At 57.2% G+C, this 20,015-nt stretch carries 18 protein-coding genes; 12 read left to right on the top strand and 6 right to left on the bottom strand.

Annotated features, from left to right (window positions below):
* Positions 1–65: 65 nt before the first annotated feature.
* The 6 genes from ftsY to HMPREF0574_RS07745 all read left to right on the top strand — a co-directional run bounded on the left by ftsY (position 66) and on the right by HMPREF0574_RS07745 (position 8,481).
* On the top strand, positions 66–1,856 hold the full coding sequence (ftsY, locus tag HMPREF0574_RS07770) for a signal recognition particle-docking protein FtsY (RefSeq protein ID WP_004008185.1): 1,791 nt from the start codon (positions 66–68) through the stop codon (positions 1,854–1,856).
* A gap of 135 nt (positions 1,857–1,991) precedes the next feature.
* Positions 1,992–3,665 (top strand): signal recognition particle protein, encoded by a 1,674-nt coding sequence (ffh, locus tag HMPREF0574_RS07765; RefSeq protein ID WP_004008184.1) that lies wholly within the window; start codon positions 1,992–1,994, stop codon positions 3,663–3,665.
* Positions 3,665–4,867, top strand: coding sequence for an amidohydrolase family protein (locus HMPREF0574_RS07760; RefSeq protein WP_004008183.1), 1,203 nt, complete (start codon positions 3,665–3,667; stop codon positions 4,865–4,867). The genes ffh and HMPREF0574_RS07760 overlap by 1 nt, the downstream gene beginning before the upstream one ends.
* Positions 4,860–5,888 carry an Fpg/Nei family DNA glycosylase gene (locus tag HMPREF0574_RS07755; protein ID WP_004008182.1) on the top strand — a complete coding sequence of 343 codons (1,029 nt, stop codon included), beginning with the start codon at positions 4,860–4,862 and terminating at the stop codon, positions 5,886–5,888. The genes HMPREF0574_RS07760 and HMPREF0574_RS07755 overlap by 8 nt, the downstream gene beginning before the upstream one ends.
* Before the next feature lie 117 nt (positions 5,889–6,005).
* Positions 6,006–7,166, top strand: a complete 1,161-nt coding sequence (ispG, locus tag HMPREF0574_RS07750) for a flavodoxin-dependent (E)-4-hydroxy-3-methylbut-2-enyl-diphosphate synthase (protein WP_370446342.1) — start codon at positions 6,006–6,008, stop codon at positions 7,164–7,166.
* A gap of 205 nt (positions 7,167–7,371) precedes the next feature.
* Positions 7,372–8,481, top strand: coding sequence for a Dyp-type peroxidase (locus tag HMPREF0574_RS07745; protein WP_004008180.1), 1,110 nt, complete (start codon positions 7,372–7,374; stop codon positions 8,479–8,481).
* A 12-nt stretch (positions 8,482–8,493) separates the two neighbouring features.
* Here the strand turns inward: HMPREF0574_RS07745 and HMPREF0574_RS07740 are convergent, their stop codons facing one another.
* Positions 8,494–9,048 (bottom strand): hypothetical protein, encoded by a 555-nt coding sequence (locus tag HMPREF0574_RS07740; RefSeq protein WP_236585917.1) that lies wholly within the window; start codon positions 9,046–9,048, stop codon positions 8,494–8,496.
* A gap of 262 nt (positions 9,049–9,310) precedes the next feature.
* On the opposite strand from HMPREF0574_RS07740, the gene glyA reads away from it, so the two are divergent.
* Together glyA and HMPREF0574_RS07730 are read left to right on the top strand one after the other, a co-directional pair.
* The gene (glyA, locus tag HMPREF0574_RS07735; protein WP_004008178.1) at positions 9,311–10,606 is read left to right on the top strand and encodes a serine hydroxymethyltransferase; all 1,296 of its coding nucleotides are present in this window, start codon (positions 9,311–9,313) and stop codon (positions 10,604–10,606) included.
* Positions 10,603–11,508 (top strand): bifunctional methylenetetrahydrofolate dehydrogenase/methenyltetrahydrofolate cyclohydrolase, encoded by a 906-nt coding sequence (locus tag HMPREF0574_RS07730; RefSeq protein ID WP_004008177.1) that lies wholly within the window; start codon positions 10,603–10,605, stop codon positions 11,506–11,508. The genes glyA and HMPREF0574_RS07730 overlap by 4 nt, the downstream gene beginning before the upstream one ends.
* A 69-nt stretch (positions 11,509–11,577) precedes the next feature.
* On the opposite strand, the gene HMPREF0574_RS07725 is transcribed toward HMPREF0574_RS07730, so the two are convergent.
* The 4 genes from HMPREF0574_RS07725 to HMPREF0574_RS07710 all read right to left on the bottom strand — a co-directional run bounded on the left by HMPREF0574_RS07725 (position 11,578) and on the right by HMPREF0574_RS07710 (position 15,877).
* On the bottom strand, positions 11,578–13,026 hold the full coding sequence (locus HMPREF0574_RS07725) for a peptidase (protein ID WP_236585916.1): 1,449 nt from the start codon (positions 13,024–13,026) through the stop codon (positions 11,578–11,580).
* A 160-nt stretch (positions 13,027–13,186) separates the two neighbouring features.
* Entirely contained in the window at positions 13,187–14,071 is an 885-nt protein-coding gene (locus tag HMPREF0574_RS07720; RefSeq protein WP_004008175.1) for an exodeoxyribonuclease III, read from the bottom strand.
* Positions 14,072–14,074: 3 nt separating this feature from the next.
* Positions 14,075–15,244: a YihY/virulence factor BrkB family protein gene (locus HMPREF0574_RS07715; protein WP_236585915.1), complete on the bottom strand. Its 1,170-nt coding sequence runs from the start codon at positions 15,242–15,244 to the stop codon at positions 14,075–14,077.
* A gap of 15 nt (positions 15,245–15,259) precedes the next feature.
* A complete protein-coding gene (locus HMPREF0574_RS07710) occupies positions 15,260–15,877 on the bottom strand; it encodes a 2'-5' RNA ligase family protein (RefSeq protein ID WP_013188630.1) in 618 nt (205 codons plus the stop codon).
* 27 nt (positions 15,878–15,904) lie between these two features.
* Here HMPREF0574_RS07710 and HMPREF0574_RS07705 point away from each other — a divergent pair, with 27 nt between their 5' ends.
* From HMPREF0574_RS07705 to HMPREF0574_RS07695, 4 genes are all read left to right on the top strand, one after another.
* Complete coding sequence (locus tag HMPREF0574_RS07705) at positions 15,905–16,981, top strand: sugar phosphate nucleotidyltransferase (protein WP_036324971.1); 1,077 nt, start codon at positions 15,905–15,907, stop codon at positions 16,979–16,981.
* 83 nt (positions 16,982–17,064) lie between these two features.
* Positions 17,065–17,784: an LOG family protein gene (locus HMPREF0574_RS07700; RefSeq protein ID WP_004008171.1), complete on the top strand. Its 720-nt coding sequence runs from the start codon at positions 17,065–17,067 to the stop codon at positions 17,782–17,784.
* Between the two features lie 113 nt (positions 17,785–17,897).
* Complete coding sequence (locus HMPREF0574_RS09555) at positions 17,898–18,065, top strand: DUF3117 domain-containing protein (protein WP_004008170.1); 168 nt, start codon at positions 17,898–17,900, stop codon at positions 18,063–18,065.
* A complete protein-coding gene (locus HMPREF0574_RS07695) occupies positions 18,065–18,724 on the top strand; it encodes an O-methyltransferase (protein ID WP_004008169.1) in 660 nt (219 codons plus the stop codon). The genes HMPREF0574_RS09555 and HMPREF0574_RS07695 overlap by 1 nt, the downstream gene beginning before the upstream one ends.
* A gap of 68 nt (positions 18,725–18,792) precedes the next feature.
* On the opposite strand, the gene HMPREF0574_RS07690 is transcribed toward HMPREF0574_RS07695, so the two are convergent.
* On the bottom strand, positions 18,793–19,929 hold the full coding sequence (locus tag HMPREF0574_RS07690; protein WP_004008168.1) for an Mrp/NBP35 family ATP-binding protein: 1,137 nt from the start codon (positions 19,927–19,929) through the stop codon (positions 18,793–18,795).
* Positions 19,930–20,015: the final 86 nt, after the last annotated feature.

Here is a 20,015-nt window from a genome sequence, read left to right as displayed (position 1 = left end):
GGGGGACACCATATGTTCAAGCGGCTAAGAGACGTTTCTGCGCGGTGCTACGAGAGACGTTTTGGATGGAATCAATGAATATCCTGAGTACGACACTAAATAATTCGCAGGGTCTGGAAGGCTACACCGATCCGCTCATTTTTATGATTCCGTTGGCTATCGCCTTCATAGTTATTGTTATCGTTGCCAGCGCCTCTCAGATTGACTCGAAGCAGCGCAAGATTCGCAGCGAGGATCGTCTGTTGGACACCTTAGAGCGGATTCGTGAGGACAGCAGTGAGGACGGAGAAAGCACTGCCGAGGCTCCGCCACTCCGGCTGCGGCAAGGTGAAAAAGAACTCAGAAACATTATTGAAAAAACTATCCATGCTACCGGTTCCGACGAAGATGAACACTCTGACGAGGACACTGAGGTCCCCGAAGTGTCTCCGGATGCTCTCCAGCTCGCGTCTGACGATTTGGATGACGAAGACGACTTGGCAGAGACAGAAGATTGGGGTGAAGAGGACGAAAGCTTCGACGAAGAAGAAGCTGTGGTCAAGCCCGACGGGGTCTATTGTGACCCGGATGGGCTGTGCTTTCGACCTCTTCCTGGTCAGAGCGTAGAAGAAGCCCGCGCCGCGGCACGAGCAGCGATGGAAGCGGCAGCTGCAGCACTAACGGCGGATACAGCCGAAGACGCCGGCGCCGCCGAAACGGAGACAGCGGCAGAATCGGCAGAAGCAGTTTCCGTGGAACCTGAAAGCTCTGAGGTTCCAGAGGAACCCGTCACTCCAGAGGCGACTGATAGCTCCGAAACTGTAGAGACTCCAGAGGAAACCACAGAACCCGAGTCAGCCGCGCAGGCTGAGCCGTCAGCTGCGGACAATTCCGAGCCGCGGGAACCGGAAACCGAACCTGAAGTTGAGGAAATTGAAAAGCCGGAATCTAAGACTTCCCGGCTGCGCCGTCTCAAGGAACGTCTCGCCGGCAAGGGCAAATTCGGGCGTGCCATTCTCAACGTACTGTCCAACGCGGATTTGGAAGAATCTGATTGGGAAGCAATCGAGGACGAATTGCTGGCTGCCGATTTGGGTGTCGAACCGACTGTGGAACTCATCGGCAAACTAAAAGTGAAACAAAAAGTAGCGGGCGAAAAGGATGCCACGCAGGTGCGGCGTATGGCGAAGCGGATGCTCACCGATATGCTCGACCGGAAAGCCGAACGTCGTCTCAACCTGGAAGTTCCCGAGGACTCTCCCACCCAGACTGCCGGAATCCTGTTGGTTGGCGTCAACGGGGGCGGGAAGACCACCACGGTGGGTAAGCTGGCGCGACTACTGGTTGCTGAACGCAAGACCGTAGTGTTGGGCGCAGCCGATACCTTCCGCGCCGCAGCCGGGGAACAATTGCAGACTTGGGGCGACCGCGTCGGCGTGCCCGTGGTACGTGCTGAAAAGGATCAGGCCGACCCTGCTTCAGTAGCTTTCGATGCGGCGAAAGCCGCGCGCGAAGCCGGTAGCGATGTCGTAGTGATTGATACCGCCGGACGCCTCCAAAACAAAGTCGGTTTGATGGACGAGCTGGGTAAAATCAAGCGCGTGGCTGAAAAACAGGTTCCCATTACCGAGGTCTTGCTGGTTATCGACGCTACCACCGGACAGAATGCTTTGAGTCAGGCAAAGATTTTTACCGAAGCGGTGGGCGTGACCGGTATCGTCTTGACCAAGCTGGATGGTTCTGCCAAAGGCGGGGTCATTGTGCCCCTGCAACGGGAACTGGGCATCCCAGTGAAGCTCGTTGGTTTGGGCGAAGGACCTGACGATTTAGCGCCCTTTGTGCCCGGCGATTTTGCCGACGCCCTGCTGGACGCCTAATTTTTCCTGGTGACAGTCGGAACCTGTAGCGGGTTTCCGGCGTTTGCTGCCAACTTCTCGCTTTGCCCTGCCGCGCGGCACGCCCTGTCCTCCCCACTTTTGCCCGAAAACTTTGCGTCATTATAAAATCGACGTGTGTTTAATAACCTGCAAGACCGCCTGACAGAATCGTTTAAGAACCTTCGCAAGAAGGGCAAGCTGAAGGACTCCGACGTTGATGCCACCGTCAGTGACATCCGTCGCGCCTTGATTGAGGCTGATGTGGCCTTGGAGGTCGTCAAGGATTTCACCGCCACCGTAAAGGAAAAGGCCTATGGAGCGGCGCGTTCTGAGGCTTTGAACCCAGCCCAACAGATTGTGAAAATCGTCAATGATGAGTTGATTAACATTCTGGGCGGTGAGGACCGGGAACTGCATTTCTCTAAGCCCGGCAAAGGTCCGACCGTGTTTATGCTGGCGGGTCTGCAGGGCGCCGGTAAAACCACCCTGGCAGGCAAACTCGGCAAGTGGCTGGCGAAAGAAAACCGGAAAGTCCTGCTGGTAGCAGCTGACTTGCAGCGTCCCAACGCGGTCAACCAGCTGCAAATTGTGGGTGAACAGGCCGGCGTCACCGTTTTCGCTCCCGAACCCGGTAACGGGGTGGGCGACCCGGTCGATGTGGCGCGACGCGCTCTGGCGTTGGCCTCCGGTTCAGGATATGACGTGATGATTGTCGATACCGCCGGTCGATTGGGCGTAGACGAAGAACTCATGGCACAAGCCCGGTCCATACGGGACGAGGTGCAGCCCGACGAGGTACTGTTCGTCCTGGACGCGATGATTGGTCAGGATGCAGTGCGAACTGCACGAGCTTTCCAAGAGGGCGTGGATTTCACCGGGGTGGTCCTGACCAAGCTGGATGGCGATGCTCGCGGCGGTGCGGCGCTATCGGTTCGCGGGGTGACCGGGGTTCCGGTGCTGTTTGCCTCCACGGGGGAGGGCTTGGATGACTTTGAGCGGTTCCATGCTGACCGGATGGCTTCGCGAATTTTGGATATGGGTGACCTGCTGAGCCTCATTGAAAAGGCTCAAGAAACATTCGATATGGAGCAGGCCGAAAAACTGGCTGGCAAGATTCAGCAGGGTCAGTTGACTTTGGAAGATTTCCTCAACCAATTGCAACAGATTCGCAAACTCGGTTCGATGAAGAAGCTACTGGGAATGATGCCGGGGGCAGGCAAAATCCGGGAACAGCTGGACCAATTTGACGAGCGGGAAGTCGACCGGATTGAAGCTATCGTCCGCTCAATGACACCCGCGGAACGCCAGGACGTAAAGATTCTCAACGGATCGCGTCGCGCTCGGATTGCCGCCGGTTCCGGCACTACGGTCGCGGATGTAAACGGTTTAGTCGACCGATTCCAGATGGCGCAAAAGATGATGAGTGGCGGCATTCCCGGTATGGGCGGCGGTGCTGACGGAATGGGAATGATGCCCGGATTCGGTCGGATGCCGGGGATGGGGAAGCATTCAAAAGCGAAACAGGCAGCAAAGTCTGGCAAGAAAACCAAGGCCCAGCGCAAGGCAAAATCCGGCAATCCCGCGAAGGCAGCCCGTCAGGCTCGGGAAGCCCTGGAAGGTATTTCCGCCAGTTCCAGGGGCGGGACCCCCGCAATGCCCAACCTGCCGGGCGCGCTGCCGGCCGGTCTGGGCGGTCTTAACGGCACAGGTGGTTTTGGCGGAGGGACGCAGAAGTCCGCGCCGTCCACGCCCGCTCTGACCCCTGACGATTTGCCTGACGACATCAAACGGATGCTGGGCGGTCTGTGATGACTCCGCCGGGGGCAACAAACTCGGAAAACCTGCACTTTACCGGGGATTTTCTGTGGTCGGAAACCCCCAGCATGGAAGGGGAATACACCGGTCAGGCGACGACAGTATCTTGTGAATCTCGGTGGATACACGGCGAACTGTATATTCACGACGGTATCGTGAGCCGAACGGCAAAACCGGGGTTGACCTACCGAAAGGTCAGCGGCTACGCGATTCCCGGACTGGTCGACGTGCATTGCCATGTTGGGGTGACTCACGCGGGTAGCGTGTCCGTCGAAACTCAGCGAGAACAGGCTGAACTGGCGTTGCGTAGAGGCACGCTGCTGATTCGTGATTGCGGGGTGCCCTCCGATACCCGCTGGATTGACCAGGTGGCTGAGCTGCCGAAGATTATCCGCTGCGGTCAGCACCTGGCACGACCGAAACGCTATATGCGCTACTACGGGCTGGAGCTGGAAAGCGAAGCCGATTTGCCCGCGGCGGTAGCCCAACAAGCCAAGCGTGGCGACGGCTGGGTGAAAATCGTGGGAGATTGGATTGACCGTTCTGATGGGGCAGACTCGGATTTGCAGCCACTGTGGTCGACCGCGGTGCTGCGAGATGCGGTGGCGGCCGCGCACCAGAACGGGGCACGAGTGACCGTACACACTTTCGCTCACCGTACGATAGAGGGTCTGTTAGATGCCGGTGTGGACTGCATCGAACATGGCACCGGCATGGATTCGGACGAAATCCTCGAAGCGCAACGCCGCGGTATCCGCGTGACTCCGACCATGCTGCAAATCGCGCGGTTTTCCGATTTTGCCGCCCAGGCGGGGACAAAATACCCGGTGTATGCTGCCACGATGACCGCTTTGGATCAGTCTCGAGTGGCTCATCAAGCCGCGCTGTATGAAGCGGGGGTCCAGCTGCTGCCGGGCACCGACGCCGGCGGCTACCAGCGTCACGACGCCCTACCTCAAGAGCTGCAGCAATGGCTGGACCTGGGGATTTCGGCACCCGAAATTATTGATTTGGCTACCTGGAAGGCGCGGGATTTCCTGGGTGCTCCCTCTCTGTGGGAGGGCGCGCCCGCTGACCTGGTGTGGTATGACTCTGACCCGCGCGCTGACCTCAGCATTTTGGAGCGCCCCGCTGGAGTGGTCTTGCGCGGTGTTCTCGTTGCTGGCGAGATTACGAAAGCTGCGTGCCGTGCCTGAAGGTCATGCTATTCACCGTCTGGCCGCCCAGTTTGCCCAAGTCATGAGCGGTGAGGTCGTGGCGGCGTCCTCTCCACAGGGACGTTTCACCGCGGGGGCTGCAGTGTTGAACGGGCAGCGTTTGACTGACGTACAGGCCTATGGGAAACACCTGTTCCTCGGTTTTGCTCCGCGCCAGGTCGATACTGCCCAGACCACTCCTGACTCTAAATCGTCTCTGACGTGGCTGCATATTCACTTAGGAATCTACGGATCCTGGCGCTTTTATGGGGACTCCGAGTTTACCTCCCGGCATGTCGGCACCGCCCTGAACCTCCCTGAGAGTACACAGCAAACCGCGGAAATCGTAGAGATTCCGGTGCATACTCACCATGATGACTCCGTTTTTGCGCCCCACGAACATTTTGCGGATCGCTGGTTTTGGACCCCCGCGCCTTTCACCGCGCCCCCACCCTATGGGACGGTGCGTCTGCGCTTGGTTACCGCGCACGGGGCAGCGGATCTCTCGGGACCAAATACCTGCGAACTGCTGGACGTGGAGGGCGTCGCTGCGGTGTTTGCCCGGCTTGGTCCTGACCCGCTCCGTCCCGACTGCAACTGTGGAGAGTTCGTGAAACGTTGCGCCACCCGTCAGAAGGGTATTGGTGAGGCACTCATGGATCAGTCTGTTATCGCCGGGGTGGGCAATATTTATCGCGCCGAAGTGCTGTACGCGGCACGTCTGGATCCGTTTACTCCCGCCCGCGAGGTGAGCTCGCGCAAATTGCGCCGAATCTGGGATTGGTTGGAAGAATACCTGCCTCTCGGAGTCGAATCGGGACGAATTACCACCACGAGCCCCGACGATTACGCTGTTTTCGTGGAACGCGAGCTGGCAGCGGGACGTGAACCCCGGGCTATTGACTCCCGATACTACGTCTACCAGCGCCAAGACCGACCCTGCTTGCGCTGTTCCGCCACTGTTAAGCTGCGGATTGCGGGGGGACGAAAACTCTATTGGTGCCCGCGCTGCCAGCGCTGAGGAACGACGCGAAACTACAATCCGGGCGGGTTGATACCCGAAAACTGACCCCCGGTGACGCTGCCACGGTGGCACCGCTTGGTGCGAGTGCCACGCAAAGGTGGAATAATCGAGGACGTGAGTGAAGTAAACCTGGGGATGCCCACCAAGTCTTTGTCCGCCGCGGAACCTTTGGCACCTCGCCACAAGACTCGTAAAATTCAGGTTGGCAGTGTCGCCGTGGGGGGAGACGCTCCGGTGAGCGTCCAGTCCATGACCACCACCCTGACTTCTGACGTAGCAGCGACCCTGCAACAGATTGCTGAGCTGACCGCCGCGGGCTGCGACATCATCCGGGTAGCGTGTCCTTCCGCGGACGATGCCGCGGCGTTGCCGGAAATTTGTAAGCGTTCCACCATTCCGGTGGTCGCAGACATTCACTTTCAGCCCAAGTACGTGTTCCAAGCTATCGAAGCTGGCTGCGGGGCGGTGCGCGTGAACCCCGGTAACATCCGGTCTTTTGACGACCAGGTGCGCGAAATCGCCCGTGCTGCCACTGACCACGGCACCGCGCTGCGGATTGGAGTCAATGCGGGGTCTCTGGACAAGCGGCTGTACGAAAAATTCGGGGGAGCCACCGCGGAAGCGTTGGCCGAGTCAGCCATGTGGGAGGCGTCGCTGTTCGAGGACGTAGATTTCCATGACTTTGCCATCTCGGTGAAACACCACAACCCGGTGACGATGATTCGGGCATATCGCCTGTTGGCTCAACATGGTGACTGGCCGTTGCATTTGGGGGTGACGGAGGCTGGTCCGACTTTCCAAGGCACTATCAAATCCGCTACCGCTTTCGGGGCGCTGCTGTCCGAAGGGATTGGTGACACGATTCGAGTTTCGCTGTCGGCGCCGCCGGTGGAGGAAGTTAAGGTTGGCTTAGAGATTTTGCGCTCGATGGGCTTGCGGAAACGTAACTTTGAGATTGTGTCCTGCCCCTCCTGTGGGCGTTCCCAAGTCGATGTTTGCACGTTGGCTAATGAGGTCACCGCCGGTCTGAAGGACATCACTTACCCCCTGCGTGTCGCGGTGATGGGCTGTATCGTTAACGGTCCGGGTGAAGCGCGGGAAGCTGACTTGGGGGTGGCGTCCGGCAACGGCAAAGGTCAGATTTTTATCAAAGGCAAGGTCATTAAAACTGTGCCAGAAGCTGAGATAGTGCCGACTCTGATAGCCGAAGCAAATCGTTTAGGTCAGGAACTGGGCTTGGAAACGGGCGAACCTCAGGTGAGCGTGGCAGGTTGAAGCCTCACTTCACGGTATCTGGATCCTGGCGGATTGCCCGGTGTCTTGCCTTGCCTAAAGCGGTCGACGGGTCGCGCACAGAGATGGTCTAGCTTCGTGAGGGGGCACAAGGGCGGGTTGCGGGTTTCCCGGTTTGGCTCAATCGTGAGGTGGCAACAGGCTAGGATGAGAGTTATTGCTTAGTTTTACCGAGGAGTTATGGAAAATGTCTGAAACCGCGTTGCAAAAAGCTACTATTCCTTTCGACGGTCGGGTGCAGTCCGGGGTGGAACAACCCCCGCAGGCTCATCTTGAAATGCTGGGGATGAACCTCGAGCCCAGCCTGGACCAGGCGGCGTTCATTGAGATGCTCAAGGACCTGACCGCTACGGCTCGCGAGCTGACCCAGGGCAACCCGATTCCGAACTTCTTGGCTCCGGAAATGGTCGCGGTCACCGCCAACCTGACCATCACCTGCGGTTTTGGAGAGAGGATTTTTGACTTCCTGGGCAAACCAGAACTGAAACCCGAAGGCTTGCATGACATTCCCGCTTTCAAACTAGACCAGCTGCAGGAACGCTGGGGGCAGACCGATTTGGTGTTCCAGATTTGCTGCGACGATCCCGGTACCCTGTTCGCAGCAGGTCGCCTGCTCCTGGTCAAGTGCCAAGGGAAAGCCACGTTGCAGTGGATGCAAAAGGGATTTACCTACGCTTACGGTTCTGCCCCGCGCGGCACCACTCCGCGGAATCCATTCGGTCAGGTTGATGGCACGGTGAACCCGTCCACCGCGGAGGATTTCTCCGAACAGGTGTGGTTGGACGGCACTGGAGAACAAGCCTACCTGGATGGTTCCACCATCATGGTGCTGCGTCGGATTCAAAACTTTCTCAATCCGTGGGAATTGCTGGATCGCCCCGCCAGAGAGCGGGTCATCGGACGCAAACTTTCCGATGGTGGTCCGTTGAGCGGCGGCGGTGAGTTCGATGAAGAGGACATGGATGCGGTGGATGAGTCAGGAAACTTCGTGATTAATCGGCGCTCCCACCTGGCGCTGTCCCGTGAACATGAAGATGACGGCTCCGATAAACTCCGTCGCCGGGCTTTTGCCTACGATGATGCGCCCGAACCCGGACAATCTGACCTGACCAACACTGGTCTGGTGTGGATTTCTTTCCAACGTAACCCGGATCGTCAGTTCACAGCCATTCAAAAGCGCCTGGACATGCACGATTTGTTGAACAAGTTTATTTCCCATATAGGTTCGGCAGTTTATTGGATTGTGCCGGGAACCAGCACGGAAACCTATTGGGGGCAGGCTTTGTTGGAAAAATAGGTCGCCGCGGTCTTAGGAACTGGCGTCCGTACCCAGGGGCAGATTTTCGGTCCCGGTGGCGATGGATTGGCGAATGGCGCGGAGCAGACCACGCTGAGAGGCTTCGAGCTCTTGCGCGAGACCGTGCAGGCGGCGCAACGTTTCCGCGTTGCTGGCATCAGTAAACGTTTCCGGAGTGGGGTTTTTCCCCAAGGATTCCAGGAAAGCCATCTCTCCAGCCCATTCTCGCCGTGCGTCGCGCCACCGTTGCAGAGGGGCGACCAAGTTCGGATCCTTTGGGATGTAGCGCACCGCTTCGATGACTTGGTTATCCCGCACGACGACCCGGTCTGCGGCTGAAAGCGTTTCTTCGTAAATTAGTTTGATTTCATCTTGATGAGGGGCTGCGACTGAAATGACGGGGTCACCGTGAAAATGGCGAATTACCCACACGACGCCCAAAGTTAGGACGATAGTGCCCACCACAATCAGGCAATAGACCAGGTTTTGCATGGCGGACCATTTGTCTGGGGGAATGACCTGAGCGGGCAGCAGCATTTCCCAAGCGGGCACTGGCAACGTACGCATGACTGGATTTTAACAAACTTTTGTCTGTGACAGTGCCGGCGAGACCGGTTTGCCCCGGAAACCCTGGTTTCCGCTTAAACCCTCGGAATAGCGTGGTGTGGGAGGAGATAAATTTTTTGATAACCTGTACAGGCAGCGACTGGCGATGCCTATCCAACCCCGGACTATTTTGCGGGGTTGGTAGACAGGAGGAATAACCCTCCGGGAAGCGCATTTACACAATCGTACGCCTGGGTTGTGCTCGCAAAACTATGGAGGAACTATGACCGAAGTCATGAACCAGCCTCTTTCTGAGGTTGACCCCGAAATCCAGGCCGTGCTGGATGCAGAACTTATTCGTCAGCGCGACACTCTGGAGATGATTGCATCGGAAAACTTTGTGCCCCGCGCGGTATTGCAATGCCAGGGCAGCGTCTTGACCAACAAATACGCTGAGGGTTATCCGGGCAAGCGCTATTACGGTGGCTGCGAAAACGTTGACGTAGCTGAAAACTTAGCTATCGAGCGAGCAAAAAAGCTGTTCGGCGCCGATTTTGCGAATGTGCAGCCGCACTCTGGTGCCCAAGCGAACGCGGCGGTGCTTTCCGCGCTGATTAAGCCCGGAGCCAAGATTATGGGTCTGAGCTTGGCACACGGCGGTCACCTCACTCACGGGATGAAGATTAACTTTAGTGGTCGGCTTTACCAGGTCGCAGCCTACGGAGTGGAACCGGACAGCAAGCGTATCGACATGGATCGGGTGCGTGAACTCGCGTTGGCAGAGCGTCCCGACGTGATTATTTCCGGCTGGTCCGCCTATCCGCGGCACCTGGATTTTGCGGCTTTCCGTGCCATCGCGGACGAGGTCGGGGCCTACTTGTGGACCGATATGGCACATTTTGCGGGTCTGGTCGCCGCTGGTCTGCACCCCTCCCCGGTTCCTTACGCGGACGTGGTCTCCACGACCATTCACAAGACCATTGGCGGGCCGCGTTCGGGTCTGATTCTGTCCCGTGATGGGGAAAAGTTCGGCAAGAAGATTAACAGTTCCGTTTTCCCCGGTCAGCAGGGTGGTCCCCTGATGCACGTGGTCGCGGCGAAGGCGGTGGCGCTGAAGATTGCCGGCACTCCTGAGTTTAAAGAACGGATGCAGCGCGTCATCCAAGGTGCGCAGATTTTGGCGGAACGCCTGATGGCGCCTGATTGTCAGGCGGCGGGCATCGACCTGTTGACCGGCGGCACCGACGTTCATTTGGTACTGGTGGACCTGGTTAACTCGAACCTGGACGGGCAGCAGGCTGAAAATCTGCTGCACGCAGCGGGCATTACCGTAAACCGCAACGCGGTGCCGTTCGATCCGCGTCCCCCGGCAGTCACTTCCGGTCTGCGTATCGGCACCCCGGCTTTGGCTACTCGCGGTTTTGGCGAGGTCGAGTTCCGCGAGGTCGCCGACATTATCGCCTCTGTGCTGGTGGATGGCGCTGAGAATGGTGTTCAGTCAGTGGATGCGTCCAAGTACCGGGCGCGGGTGTCGAAACTGACCGAAGCTTTCCCGCTCTATCCGGGATTGGTGCAATGAGGGCGCCCTGGGAGGGACCAGCGCAGGTTCTGGATGGCAAAGCCACCGCTGCCGCTATCAAAGCCGAGTTGCAGACTCGTGTCGCCGCGGTGCGTGAGAGCGGTGTCATTCCCGGACTTGGCACCATCCTGGTCGGTGAGGATCCCGGTTCTGTAACCTATGTTGCAGGCAAACACCGGGACTGCGCGGAGGTCGGCATCGAGTCCATTCGGATTGATTTACCTGCCACTGCCAGCCCAGACGAAGTCATGGCGGCGGTGGAGCGGTTGAATCAAGATCCAGCGTGTACGGGATACATTGTGCAGTTGCCGCTGCCTCAAGGCATGGACACGAACCAGATTTTGGAAGCAATCGACCCGGAAAAAGATGCTGATGGGCTGCACCCCATGAACCTGGGACGCTTGGTATTGCGGGTGTCAGAGCCGATTACTTCGCCTTTGCCCTGCACGCCTCGGGCAGTCATCGAGCTGGGACGTCGTTTCGGTTTGGATTTCAACGGTAAGGACGTGTGCGTAGTGGGTCGTGGCACTACGGTGGGTCGTTCCATCGGGCTGCTGCTGGGGCGAAAAGACGTTAACGCGACTGTCACTTCGTGCCATACCGGGACTCAAGATTTGGCGACAAAGTGCCGCCAGGCGGACGTCATCGTGGCAGCATCCGGAGTCGCGGGCATTATCACCGCGGACATGGTTAAACCCGGCGCAGCCGTGTTTGATGTGGGGGTATCGCGGGTTCTCGACCCGGATACCGGCAAATCCCGGCTGTATGGTGACGTGGCTGACGGGGTGGATCGGGTGGCGGCCTGGTTGACTCCAAATCCCGGAGGGGTTGGACCCATGACCCGGGCGCTACTGCTGGTCAACGTGGTCGAAGCGGCGGAACGCGCAGCCGGACTGGCGTAGTTATTCCCATAATTTAAACAGTGTTCCCGGTCGGTTTCCGACCGGGAACACTGTTTATGAGGTCAGCTGCTAGCGACGTGCCCGGCGCCGAGACACGACCATCAGGGCTCCGCCAGTGAGGAACACAATCATGGCTCCGCCGGCCAGCGTGCCGGCAGACGAACCGGTAGTCGCCAAAGCCTTATGGGGACTCTGCACTGCCGGGGGTTGGGGCGCAGCCGGAGTAAATACTCCCGCGACCGGAGGCTGCGGCTCAGTCGGGGTAGCGACAACTCCCGCGACCGGAGGCTGCGGCTCAGTCGGGGTAGCGACAACCCCTGCGACCGGAGGCTCAGGCTCATTGGGAGGGACTACAGCCCCTCCCGGAATGGGATCTGGGTCAACACTCGGCGTATCCGGAGTGACCGGTGAATTTGGATTCACGGGGTTTGGCGGAGCGGGCTTCGGCTTGATGTCCATAGTTAAGGAAATACCCTGACTCTGGGGGCGAGTGGAATCGGTGCCGTTCCCGATGAGATTGCCCTCTTCCTGGCCTTGCAGGGTATACCAAGACCTAGACAGTCCTCCCATGAAACCACCAAAATACCTCGCTTTTTCACGTCGATTTGTGCTGCTAAATCCGCCGATGGACAGGTATCCTGTAGTGCGGAACTCCAACGTAGCCTGGTTTTCGGAGGCAACGTGGTCCTTAACCTTGACTCCAGAGATAACCAAGCCCAGCGGTTTATTTGCGTAGACCTTGAAGCCGTCCTTCAGACGCGAGTAGGCGCCTTTTTTACTATCTCCTGTTTTATAAAACTCATTCAAAGCCAAAGTAATAGCCAGCCGTTTTTCGGAACGTAACACGCTGACAATCCGGTACAACGGTTTGTCTCCGCCTTGAGGCTCCAGTTTGTAAGACTGCGGGTCGCTGGGCATTTCCAGGTATTCCGGAACCAAAATAATCGTCTGAAAGTTGGAATCGGCTTCACCGTATGTCAGATTCTCGACTTTAACTCGTTTAACTTTTTCCTGCCAGTTTTCCAGTGCTTGCAGTCCCACGGTGACATCCAGATTGCTTTTAATATCCACGGTGTCCCCGGAGTCTACCTTTAGAGTGTCATCGTGCTGGGTCGTGTAGTCTTTGTCCACGGAGAGTTTCCCCAGGGCATCGCCATACATGCTCTTAGATCCGAAGTCACCATACTCCAGCTGTGGAATTTCACTGTCCGCAACGTCTTTGACCGTGAAGGCAGGGTCGCTTGGCTCTGCCGGAGCGGGCGTTGCCGGAGTCTCTGTAGTTGGATCGACGGGAGTAGCAGTGACGCTGGGTGTCGGGTCTGGAACCGAAGTGGGCGCCGCATCGGATTGTTGGGAAGAAATTTCATCCGTGGGGGGAATAGTTGTTTCGGTTGCAAAAGCAGCTGGGGCAATACCGACCATGCCCAGTCCTAGGGTCAAAGTGGCTGAGGAGCCAATCACTAAAGCGCGGTTACTGAAACGAGTTAATAACCGGGAATCACATTGAAAAATTTTCATCTTAATCATCTCTTTCTAATTCATTCGCCGGGCAGCTCTTTAGGCATTTCCCAGGCGATTAACACCACCTACATACATTCTATCGTCGGTTATCCCGCGAGATTAGAAATTTTTCAGAAATGCAGAGAATATTTCTGAATGCAGGCTGGATGCGTGGGAATTACGCCGGAAAGTCGTAAGTTACCGTGACGGGGGCATGATCCGTGAAGCGGGCATCATAAGCCGGGGCGCGATACACCGCAGCCGATTGGGCTTGCCCTGCCAGACCGGGGGTAGCCATGTGATAATCCAGACGCCAGCCCGCGTTATTGTCATAAGCCTTACCGCGCCACGACCACCAGGTATAGGGTCCGTCCGTGTCTCCGACGAGGGCTCGTCCCACGTCTACGCAAGGCAGTCCCTTACTCCCGGACAGTGTGTCTGCCATCCATGCGTCTAAGAACGCAATCTCTTCATCCATGACCCCGGAGGTCTTATTGTGATTAGGTTTCCAGTTTTTAATGTCCCTGGCAGTACGCACAATGTTGAAATCCCCGCAAATCAGGGCCTCCTGTGGAGTATCGGAGCCCACTCCCGCTATAGCACGCGCGCTCAGCTGCTGCACCCGTTCGCCAACTCGATGCAGGTATGCAATCTTTTGTTCCTGCTTTTCCGTGCGCAACTCCCCGGAATGCAAATAGGCGCTTACCAGGGTAAATGTTGTTCCCTGAGGTCCGTGAATGGCAGCCTCCAACCAGCGTCCGGAATCCACATCCGGTTCCCCACCGACCTCCGCATACAAATCCGGGGGGAGACCCTCGGTAAGCTGACCAATCTCCCAGTCGGAATCACGCCGTGCCCCCAGCGCCACCCCGGCACGACCTTTCACCCGGCAGGGCCACACGTGCACGTCCCAAGCCGGACCAAACAAGTCTTGTGTGTCTTGGGGAGTAGCGCGAACCTCTTGCAGACACAACAAATCTGAATCGTCATTTTCCAGCCAGTCCCCAAATCCTTTACGGAAAGCCGCCCGGACACCATTGACATTAACTGTGGTTACTTTCATGGGTTACCTCCGATTCAGTTTCTGAGACATCACACTCGGGGCAACAGGGCGTCCCGACAGGTGTTTCTCGGCAGCGGTAGCAAAACGATGAGGCTGGTCCTGGTGGCTCCAGATGACCTGCTGAGACAGACGCCAAGCGGCTTCTTCCTGGGCAAGCGACCAGATTCGACCGGAGAGCGGATCGTGAGGCCAAAACAGGCTGGTGGGAGCTGAAACGGTCACGAAATTTGGGCGCTCGGAAAATTGCGGAAAGTCCCTCTCCGGAGCGGGAGCCACCGGCGGGTTCGCAATCCAGCACGACATATACAGGAACAAGCGGCACAAGACATTGACCCACAGAACAATCGTCAAAATTAGGGTAAACGGAGCATAGGCGGGGGGCACACTTGCCGCTAAGTAAACCCCTGACATCTGCAGAGCCGTGGACAAAAATCCTAACGTTCCCGTCCCTATCCACAAATCACGGCGCGGGGCGCGCACCAAAGCTAGGTAGCGCAGCGTGAAAGCCAGAATCAAGGTTGTCAGGACGCCGGTCAGGAGGAAAGCTCCGGCATTAATCAGCTCGGAAGGAGCCGGCAGCGCCAACGGCAGCCGACGCTGCAGGGTCTGTACCACCACTACGGAACCTGTACCTAAAACTGATGCCAAAATTCCACCGAGGAACAAAACCAGGAACATACACACATCTCGCAGGGTATTTTTCCACCCCGCGCCGGGACGTTGCGGCAGTCCGAAAACGGTTTGGATACTGACGCGCAGTGCCGCAACCACCCGAATTCCTGCCATGATAGACACAACCAAAACCACCAGGGTTCCCCAGGTGAAACTGGGAGATGCAATCGCGGCGGGGTCAATCAGACCCGGCTGTCCATCAACTTGAATCGCGCCGGGAATCCATTGATTTACATCCCGAAAAATCGTGTCGCTGGTCAGGGGAAAAGCAAAAATCATGACTTGCGCGGTCATGATAATCAGAGTCACTATCCCTGCCATCGAAAACAGTGCGGTATAGGAAATACCTCCTGCCAAAAGGTTCGCGGAGGCATTCTGATAGCGCAGATAAGCCCGCATGAATCGTGTGGTGTTGAGCCACTTCATGACAGCTTTCATCCGTTTCACCACGCCCACCGGGGTAGTGGGCTCGGCTGCGGGGGTATCAAGCGGTTTCGTCACGGGATTTCAGCACTTTCAGGGATGTAACTGAGGATGGGCGAAAATTTCGGGCAGTTCTCCGGTGACGCTTTCAGGTACTCCTGAACCTAGTTGGAGGATAGCCAACTGTTCGACATGGTTGGGTTCGAGCAGGGAACAATCAATACCATCAACCATGAAAAAGCCGTGTGAACGTTTCGACAGGGCCGCTACACGATCCAAATCTTCATCGGTGACGTTAGTCCCCAAAGTAATGTGCGGATAGTAGGGAAAGCGTGATTCGGTATCTAAAGGTCCGAAACGAAGTCGTTTCGCCAGTTCCTTACAGGCCTCGTGCCCGCGTTGCACCTCGATATAAACCACTGGGGACACGGGGCGGAAATCTCCAATGTTGCCGAAACTAATGACAAAGGGCGAAAAGGCTCGGCAAATTTCAGCAGCCTGAGCCTGAATTTCTGGGACCTGTTCGCGATCCACCGCGCGCGGTTCCAAGATGGTGATATGCGGGGGAACACCATCAGTCTTTGTGACTTTCTGCAGCTCACCAGCATAGGGCTCGGGCACGGGAATAATCATGCCCAGATAAACCTGACCTTCTTTACGCGGAGGTAAATACACAGGGTAAAGCCTACTCTGTTCAACGGAAAAACTCATCTCCCTGCCTCCGGTAGAATTTGCGACGTGGAAATTCATGCGATAGTGCCTGCCGGGGGGTATGGGCGGCGGCTGTGGCCGTGGTCGACAGCGGCGAAGCCAAAGTTCCTGCTCAACATCAACGGAACGCAAAGTCTGGTGCAGCAAACCGCGACGCGTTTGACGCCGATTTGTCAGTCTCTGACTTTCGTCACCGGCGCCCCGCACCGAGAGACGTTGGTCGCGCAAGTCACTGCTTTGGGCTTGCCAGTTCCAGTGCGTTGCGTGGCGGAACCCAGCCCGCGAGATTCAATGGCAGCTATCGCCTTGGGGGCAGCCCTGCTGGAGCACCGCTACGGGACCTGCGTGGTCGGGTCTTTTGCGGCAGATCATCTCATCACAAACACCGTTGCATTTTCGGAAGCACTTGCCCAGGCTGTTCCCGCTGCCGCTGCCGGATGGCTCACGACTATCGGGATTGCGCCGACCGAACCAGCGACCGGTTTTGGCTATATCGAAGTGGGACCCGCGCTGGATGGAGCTCTGAGCGGGGTGCATCGGGCGCAATCATTTACGGAAAAGCCGGATGAATCTACTGCTAGCGCTTGGTTAGCGACCGGGAACTACCTGTGGAATGCGGGGATGTTTGTGGTGCGCAGTGACATGCTGCTCGATGTCTTAGAAGCGCGGGTACCGGGGTCTGGCACGGCAGTGCGAAAACTGGCAGCAGCATGGGAAACGTTGAGCCCGGACGCGAAAACCGCACTGTGGGAGCGGGTAGTGGCGGCACCGATTGATACCGTCTTGGCTGAACCGTTGGCACAAGAGGGGCGGGTTGCGGTGGTCCCGGCCCGCCCGGACTTGGGATGGTCAGATGTGGGAGACTGGGAGGCGGTGCGTCACGTCGTCAGCAACGCTTCTGAACTGGCAAACCTGAGCCCACAGATACCGGTCTATACCGATGCGGCCCCCGCCGCTCTCGTGCGGGCAGAAAATCTCAAAGGTGTCGCAATTATCGGTATCCCCGGTGCGGTGGTAGTGGAATCTGCAGGTCAGTTGCTGGTAACGACCCAAGAATTTGCCCAAAACGTTAAAGTTGCTTCCAATGCGGCTGATAAATGGTGATACGGTTGCCAAGTCAAGGCAAAATCAGCAGGACAGCCAAGGCTCAAAGCCGTGGGTGAAAAAACCAAAATAAGGAACAAACTATGAAGACTTCGTATAGCCGGCGTGCTCGGAGCAGATTGCACCGGGAACTAGCGGACCAAGCCCTGTTGCGCTCGAAAGTTGATCCGAAGTGGACTGAAGAAGATCCGTGGCGAGTGTTGCGAATCATGGGGGAGTTCGTTGACGGTTTCGAATCTCTCGCAGAAGTCGGGAAAGCCATCACGGTGTTCGGCTCAGCTCGTGTCGAGCCGGGTACCGAGTACTATCAGCTGGGTGAAGAAATCGGGAAAGTTTTTGCCGAAGCCGGATTCTCCATAATCACCGGCGGCGGTCCGGGTCTGATGGAAGCGGTCAGCAAGGGGGCTCACACTCACGACGGGTCTACTATCGGTTTGGGTATAGAGCTGCCTCACGAGCAAGGCATCAACCAGTACGTCGATTTGGGGGTTGAGTTCCGGTACTTCTTTGTGCGCAAGACCATGTTCGTCAAATATGCCCAAGCCTTCGTAGCTCTGCCGGGCGGTTTCGGCACCCTGGACGAGCTTTTTGAATGCGTTACGCTGCGTCAAACCAGCAAGATTCAGCAATACCCAATCGTGCTGGTCGGGCACGATTTTTGGGATGGACTCCTGGGCTGGGTGCGTCAGCACTTGGTAGCGGAAGGTATGGTCAGTCCCGACGAGGTCGACATTATTCAGGTGGTAGAAACGGCTGCGGAAGCTCTTGCCGCGATTGAGAATACTCTGCCGAAAACGCGGTAACTACAGACGCGACTCGGAGGGGTATTTCCCATCCCGGTATCAGAAAATTCCTTATGCCCACCGCAACTTCCCGTATAATAGACAGGTAAAGCCGTTTTTGAAAAGAGGGACAAATGGCAGCCATGAAACCCCGCACCGGGGACGGACCCCTGGAAGTCACTAAAGAACCGCGCTGTAACGTGATGCGTATTCCTGCAGATGGGGGCGGTCGTCTGGTGATTGAACTAAACGACGAGGAAGTTGCTACCTTAGCTAAGGAACTAGAGAAGTTTTTGAAATAGTGCCGCGTTTTAACGAGTCCAAAATTTCTATTGATAAGACCTCGAGCTGGTCCTATGCGGAAGAATTCTTGCCGGAGTCTGAAATTATAGCGATTGCCAGAGACCAGGGCAGAGAACTCGGTTCCGTCCCAGTATCCCCCGGAGTGGGAGCAGCGCTGCGAATGCTGGCGGGGGCTTCCGGAGCTCGGTCCGTGCTGGAAATCGGCACCGGAACTGGGGTGTCCTCCCTGTGGACGCTGGCTGGAATGCCTGCGGATGGGGTCTTGACCACCATTGATTTCGATTCAAAGCTCCACGCGGTCGCCAAGGAAATCCTCGCGGCGGCGGGCATCTCACTCACGCGAGTACGCATGATTACGGGACGTGCCCTGCAAGTCCTGACGCGCCTCAGTCGGGGAGCCTACGACATGGCAGTGGTGGACGGAGATCCCGGCGAAACCCAAGCCTATATTGACCTTTTAAGCCCGGCACTGCGCCCGGGAGGGCTGTTAATCCTGGTCCACGCCATGTGGAACGATTCGGTAGCAGACCCTGCCCGCCGCGAACCGGATACCGTGGCGATGCGCGAAGTGTTGCGCCACATTCAGGAATCCCCAGAGTGGACGGAGAACCTGCTGCCGGTTGGCGACGGGCTGCTGGTTGCAATCAAGAATTGTTAGGGACATTTCGGCTGTCTGCAAGTCTCGGATTGCAGACAGCCGCCCCTGCACTGCCTTAATCTCGGGAGCTATTTCACAGTGACGTTCAAACGGTGACCTTTTAAGCTGCGTGCTCGTTGGCTCAAAGTCGTGGCAGCGGAACGCAAAGCTGTGCCAGCGACGGATTGTCCGCTCTTGGCTGCCTCGCTGATTGCCAGGGGGACGCCGCTATCGGAGGCTTCCCGATAGGCGACTTCCAGCGGAATTTGAGCCAGCAGGGGAACTTCGTAACCCAAAATCTGGGACAGTCGAGACGCTACCTGTTCACCGCCGCCTGACCCAAAGACCTCGATACGAGAACCGTCCGGACCGGTCAGGTAGCTCATATTCTCGATGACGCCGACGACTTTTTGATTTGTGCCCGATGCAATCGAGCCAGCGCGTTCGGCGACTTCAGCAGCGGCGAGCTGCGGGGTGGTCACCACCACGATTTCTGAGTTCGGCAGCAGCTGTGCCACGGAAATCGCTACGTCACCGGTACCGGGGGGCAGGTCGAGCAGTAACACGTCCAAGTCCCCCCAGAACGTTTCAGACAAGAACTGTTCCAAAGCCCGGTGCAGCATCGGTCCGCGCCATACCACCGGTTGCCCGTCGGGGACGAACATCCCCATAGAAATAACTTTTACCCCGTGCGCGGTGGGTGGCATCATCATGTCTCCCACCGGGGTTGGAGCCACGTCTTCCAAGCCAAGCATCCGCGGAATCGAGAACCCATAAATGTCGCAGTCCAACACGGCTACCTTTAGCCCAGAATCTGCCATTGCGGCAGCCAGGTTAGCCGTGACGGAAGACTTACCGACCCCGCCTTTGCCAGAAGTAATCGCATAAACGCGGGTCAGGGAGTCTGGCTGAGTGAAAGGAATGACCGGTCTGGCACCCTGTAGCTTTTCTTTCACCCGGTCGAGTTCCTCGCGGCTCATGACGCCCATTTCCACTTCTACGGAAGTCACGCCGGGAACTTCCGCCAAGCGCGCTTTGGCGTCTTGCTCAATCTGAGCCTGCAGGGGGCATCCCGCTATAGTCAGGGCGATGCGGGCAAAAACGTGACCCGATTCGTCGATTTTCAGTTCCTGGACCATATCCAAATCGGTGATTGACCGGCGAATCTCGGGATCAATGACCTTTTCCAGGGCTTTCATCAGTTCATCTGTAGTGGGTAATGTCATACCTTCATGCTAATGCTAGCGCTGGGTTTTTTCACACTAGGGGGCTAGGCTTAACACTTGTTATATTTGCGGCTGTCATAAGGGAG

Source organism: Mobiluncus curtisii subsp. curtisii ATCC 35241, assembly GCF_000146285.1.
Taxonomy (GTDB): Bacteria; Actinomycetota; Actinomycetes; order Actinomycetales; family Actinomycetaceae; genus Mobiluncus; species Mobiluncus curtisii.
Note: the sequence above shows the minus strand (reverse complement) of the source record. Positions and strands in the feature narration are given on the sequence as shown.

What these genes read in the sequence shown, in the direction of transcription:
- ftsY (WP_004008185.1), top strand. Translation starts at nt 66, where the DNA reads ATGGAATCAATGAATATCCTGAGTACGACACTAAATAATTCGCAGGGT.
- HMPREF0574_RS07760 (WP_004008183.1), top strand. Translation starts at nt 3,665, where the DNA reads ATGACTCCGCCGGGGGCAACAAACTCGGAAAACCTGCACTTTACCGGG.
- HMPREF0574_RS07745 (WP_004008180.1), top strand. Translation starts at nt 7,372, where the DNA reads ATGTCTGAAACCGCGTTGCAAAAAGCTACTATTCCTTTCGACGGTCGG.
- HMPREF0574_RS07740 (WP_236585917.1), bottom strand. Translation starts at nt 9,048, where the DNA reads ATGCGTACGTTGCCAGTGCCCGCTTGGGAAATGCTGCTGCCCGCTCAG.
- glyA (WP_004008178.1), top strand. Translation starts at nt 9,311, where the DNA reads ATGACCGAAGTCATGAACCAGCCTCTTTCTGAGGTTGACCCCGAAATC.
- HMPREF0574_RS07730 (WP_004008177.1), top strand. Translation starts at nt 10,603, where the DNA reads ATGAGGGCGCCCTGGGAGGGACCAGCGCAGGTTCTGGATGGCAAAGCC.
- HMPREF0574_RS07725 (WP_236585916.1), bottom strand. Translation starts at nt 13,026, where the DNA reads ATGAAAATTTTTCAATGTGATTCCCGGTTATTAACTCGTTTCAGTAAC.
- HMPREF0574_RS07720 (WP_004008175.1), bottom strand. Translation starts at nt 14,071, where the DNA reads ATGAAAGTAACCACAGTTAATGTCAATGGTGTCCGGGCGGCTTTCCGT.
- HMPREF0574_RS07710 (WP_013188630.1), bottom strand. Translation starts at nt 15,877, where the DNA reads ATGAGTTTTTCCGTTGAACAGAGTAGGCTTTACCCTGTGTATTTACCT.
- HMPREF0574_RS07700 (WP_004008171.1), top strand. Translation starts at nt 17,065, where the DNA reads ATGAAGACTTCGTATAGCCGGCGTGCTCGGAGCAGATTGCACCGGGAA.
- HMPREF0574_RS09555 (WP_004008170.1), top strand. Translation starts at nt 17,898, where the DNA reads ATGGCAGCCATGAAACCCCGCACCGGGGACGGACCCCTGGAAGTCACT.
- HMPREF0574_RS07690 (WP_004008168.1), bottom strand. Translation starts at nt 19,929, where the DNA reads ATGACATTACCCACTACAGATGAACTGATGAAAGCCCTGGAAAAGGTC.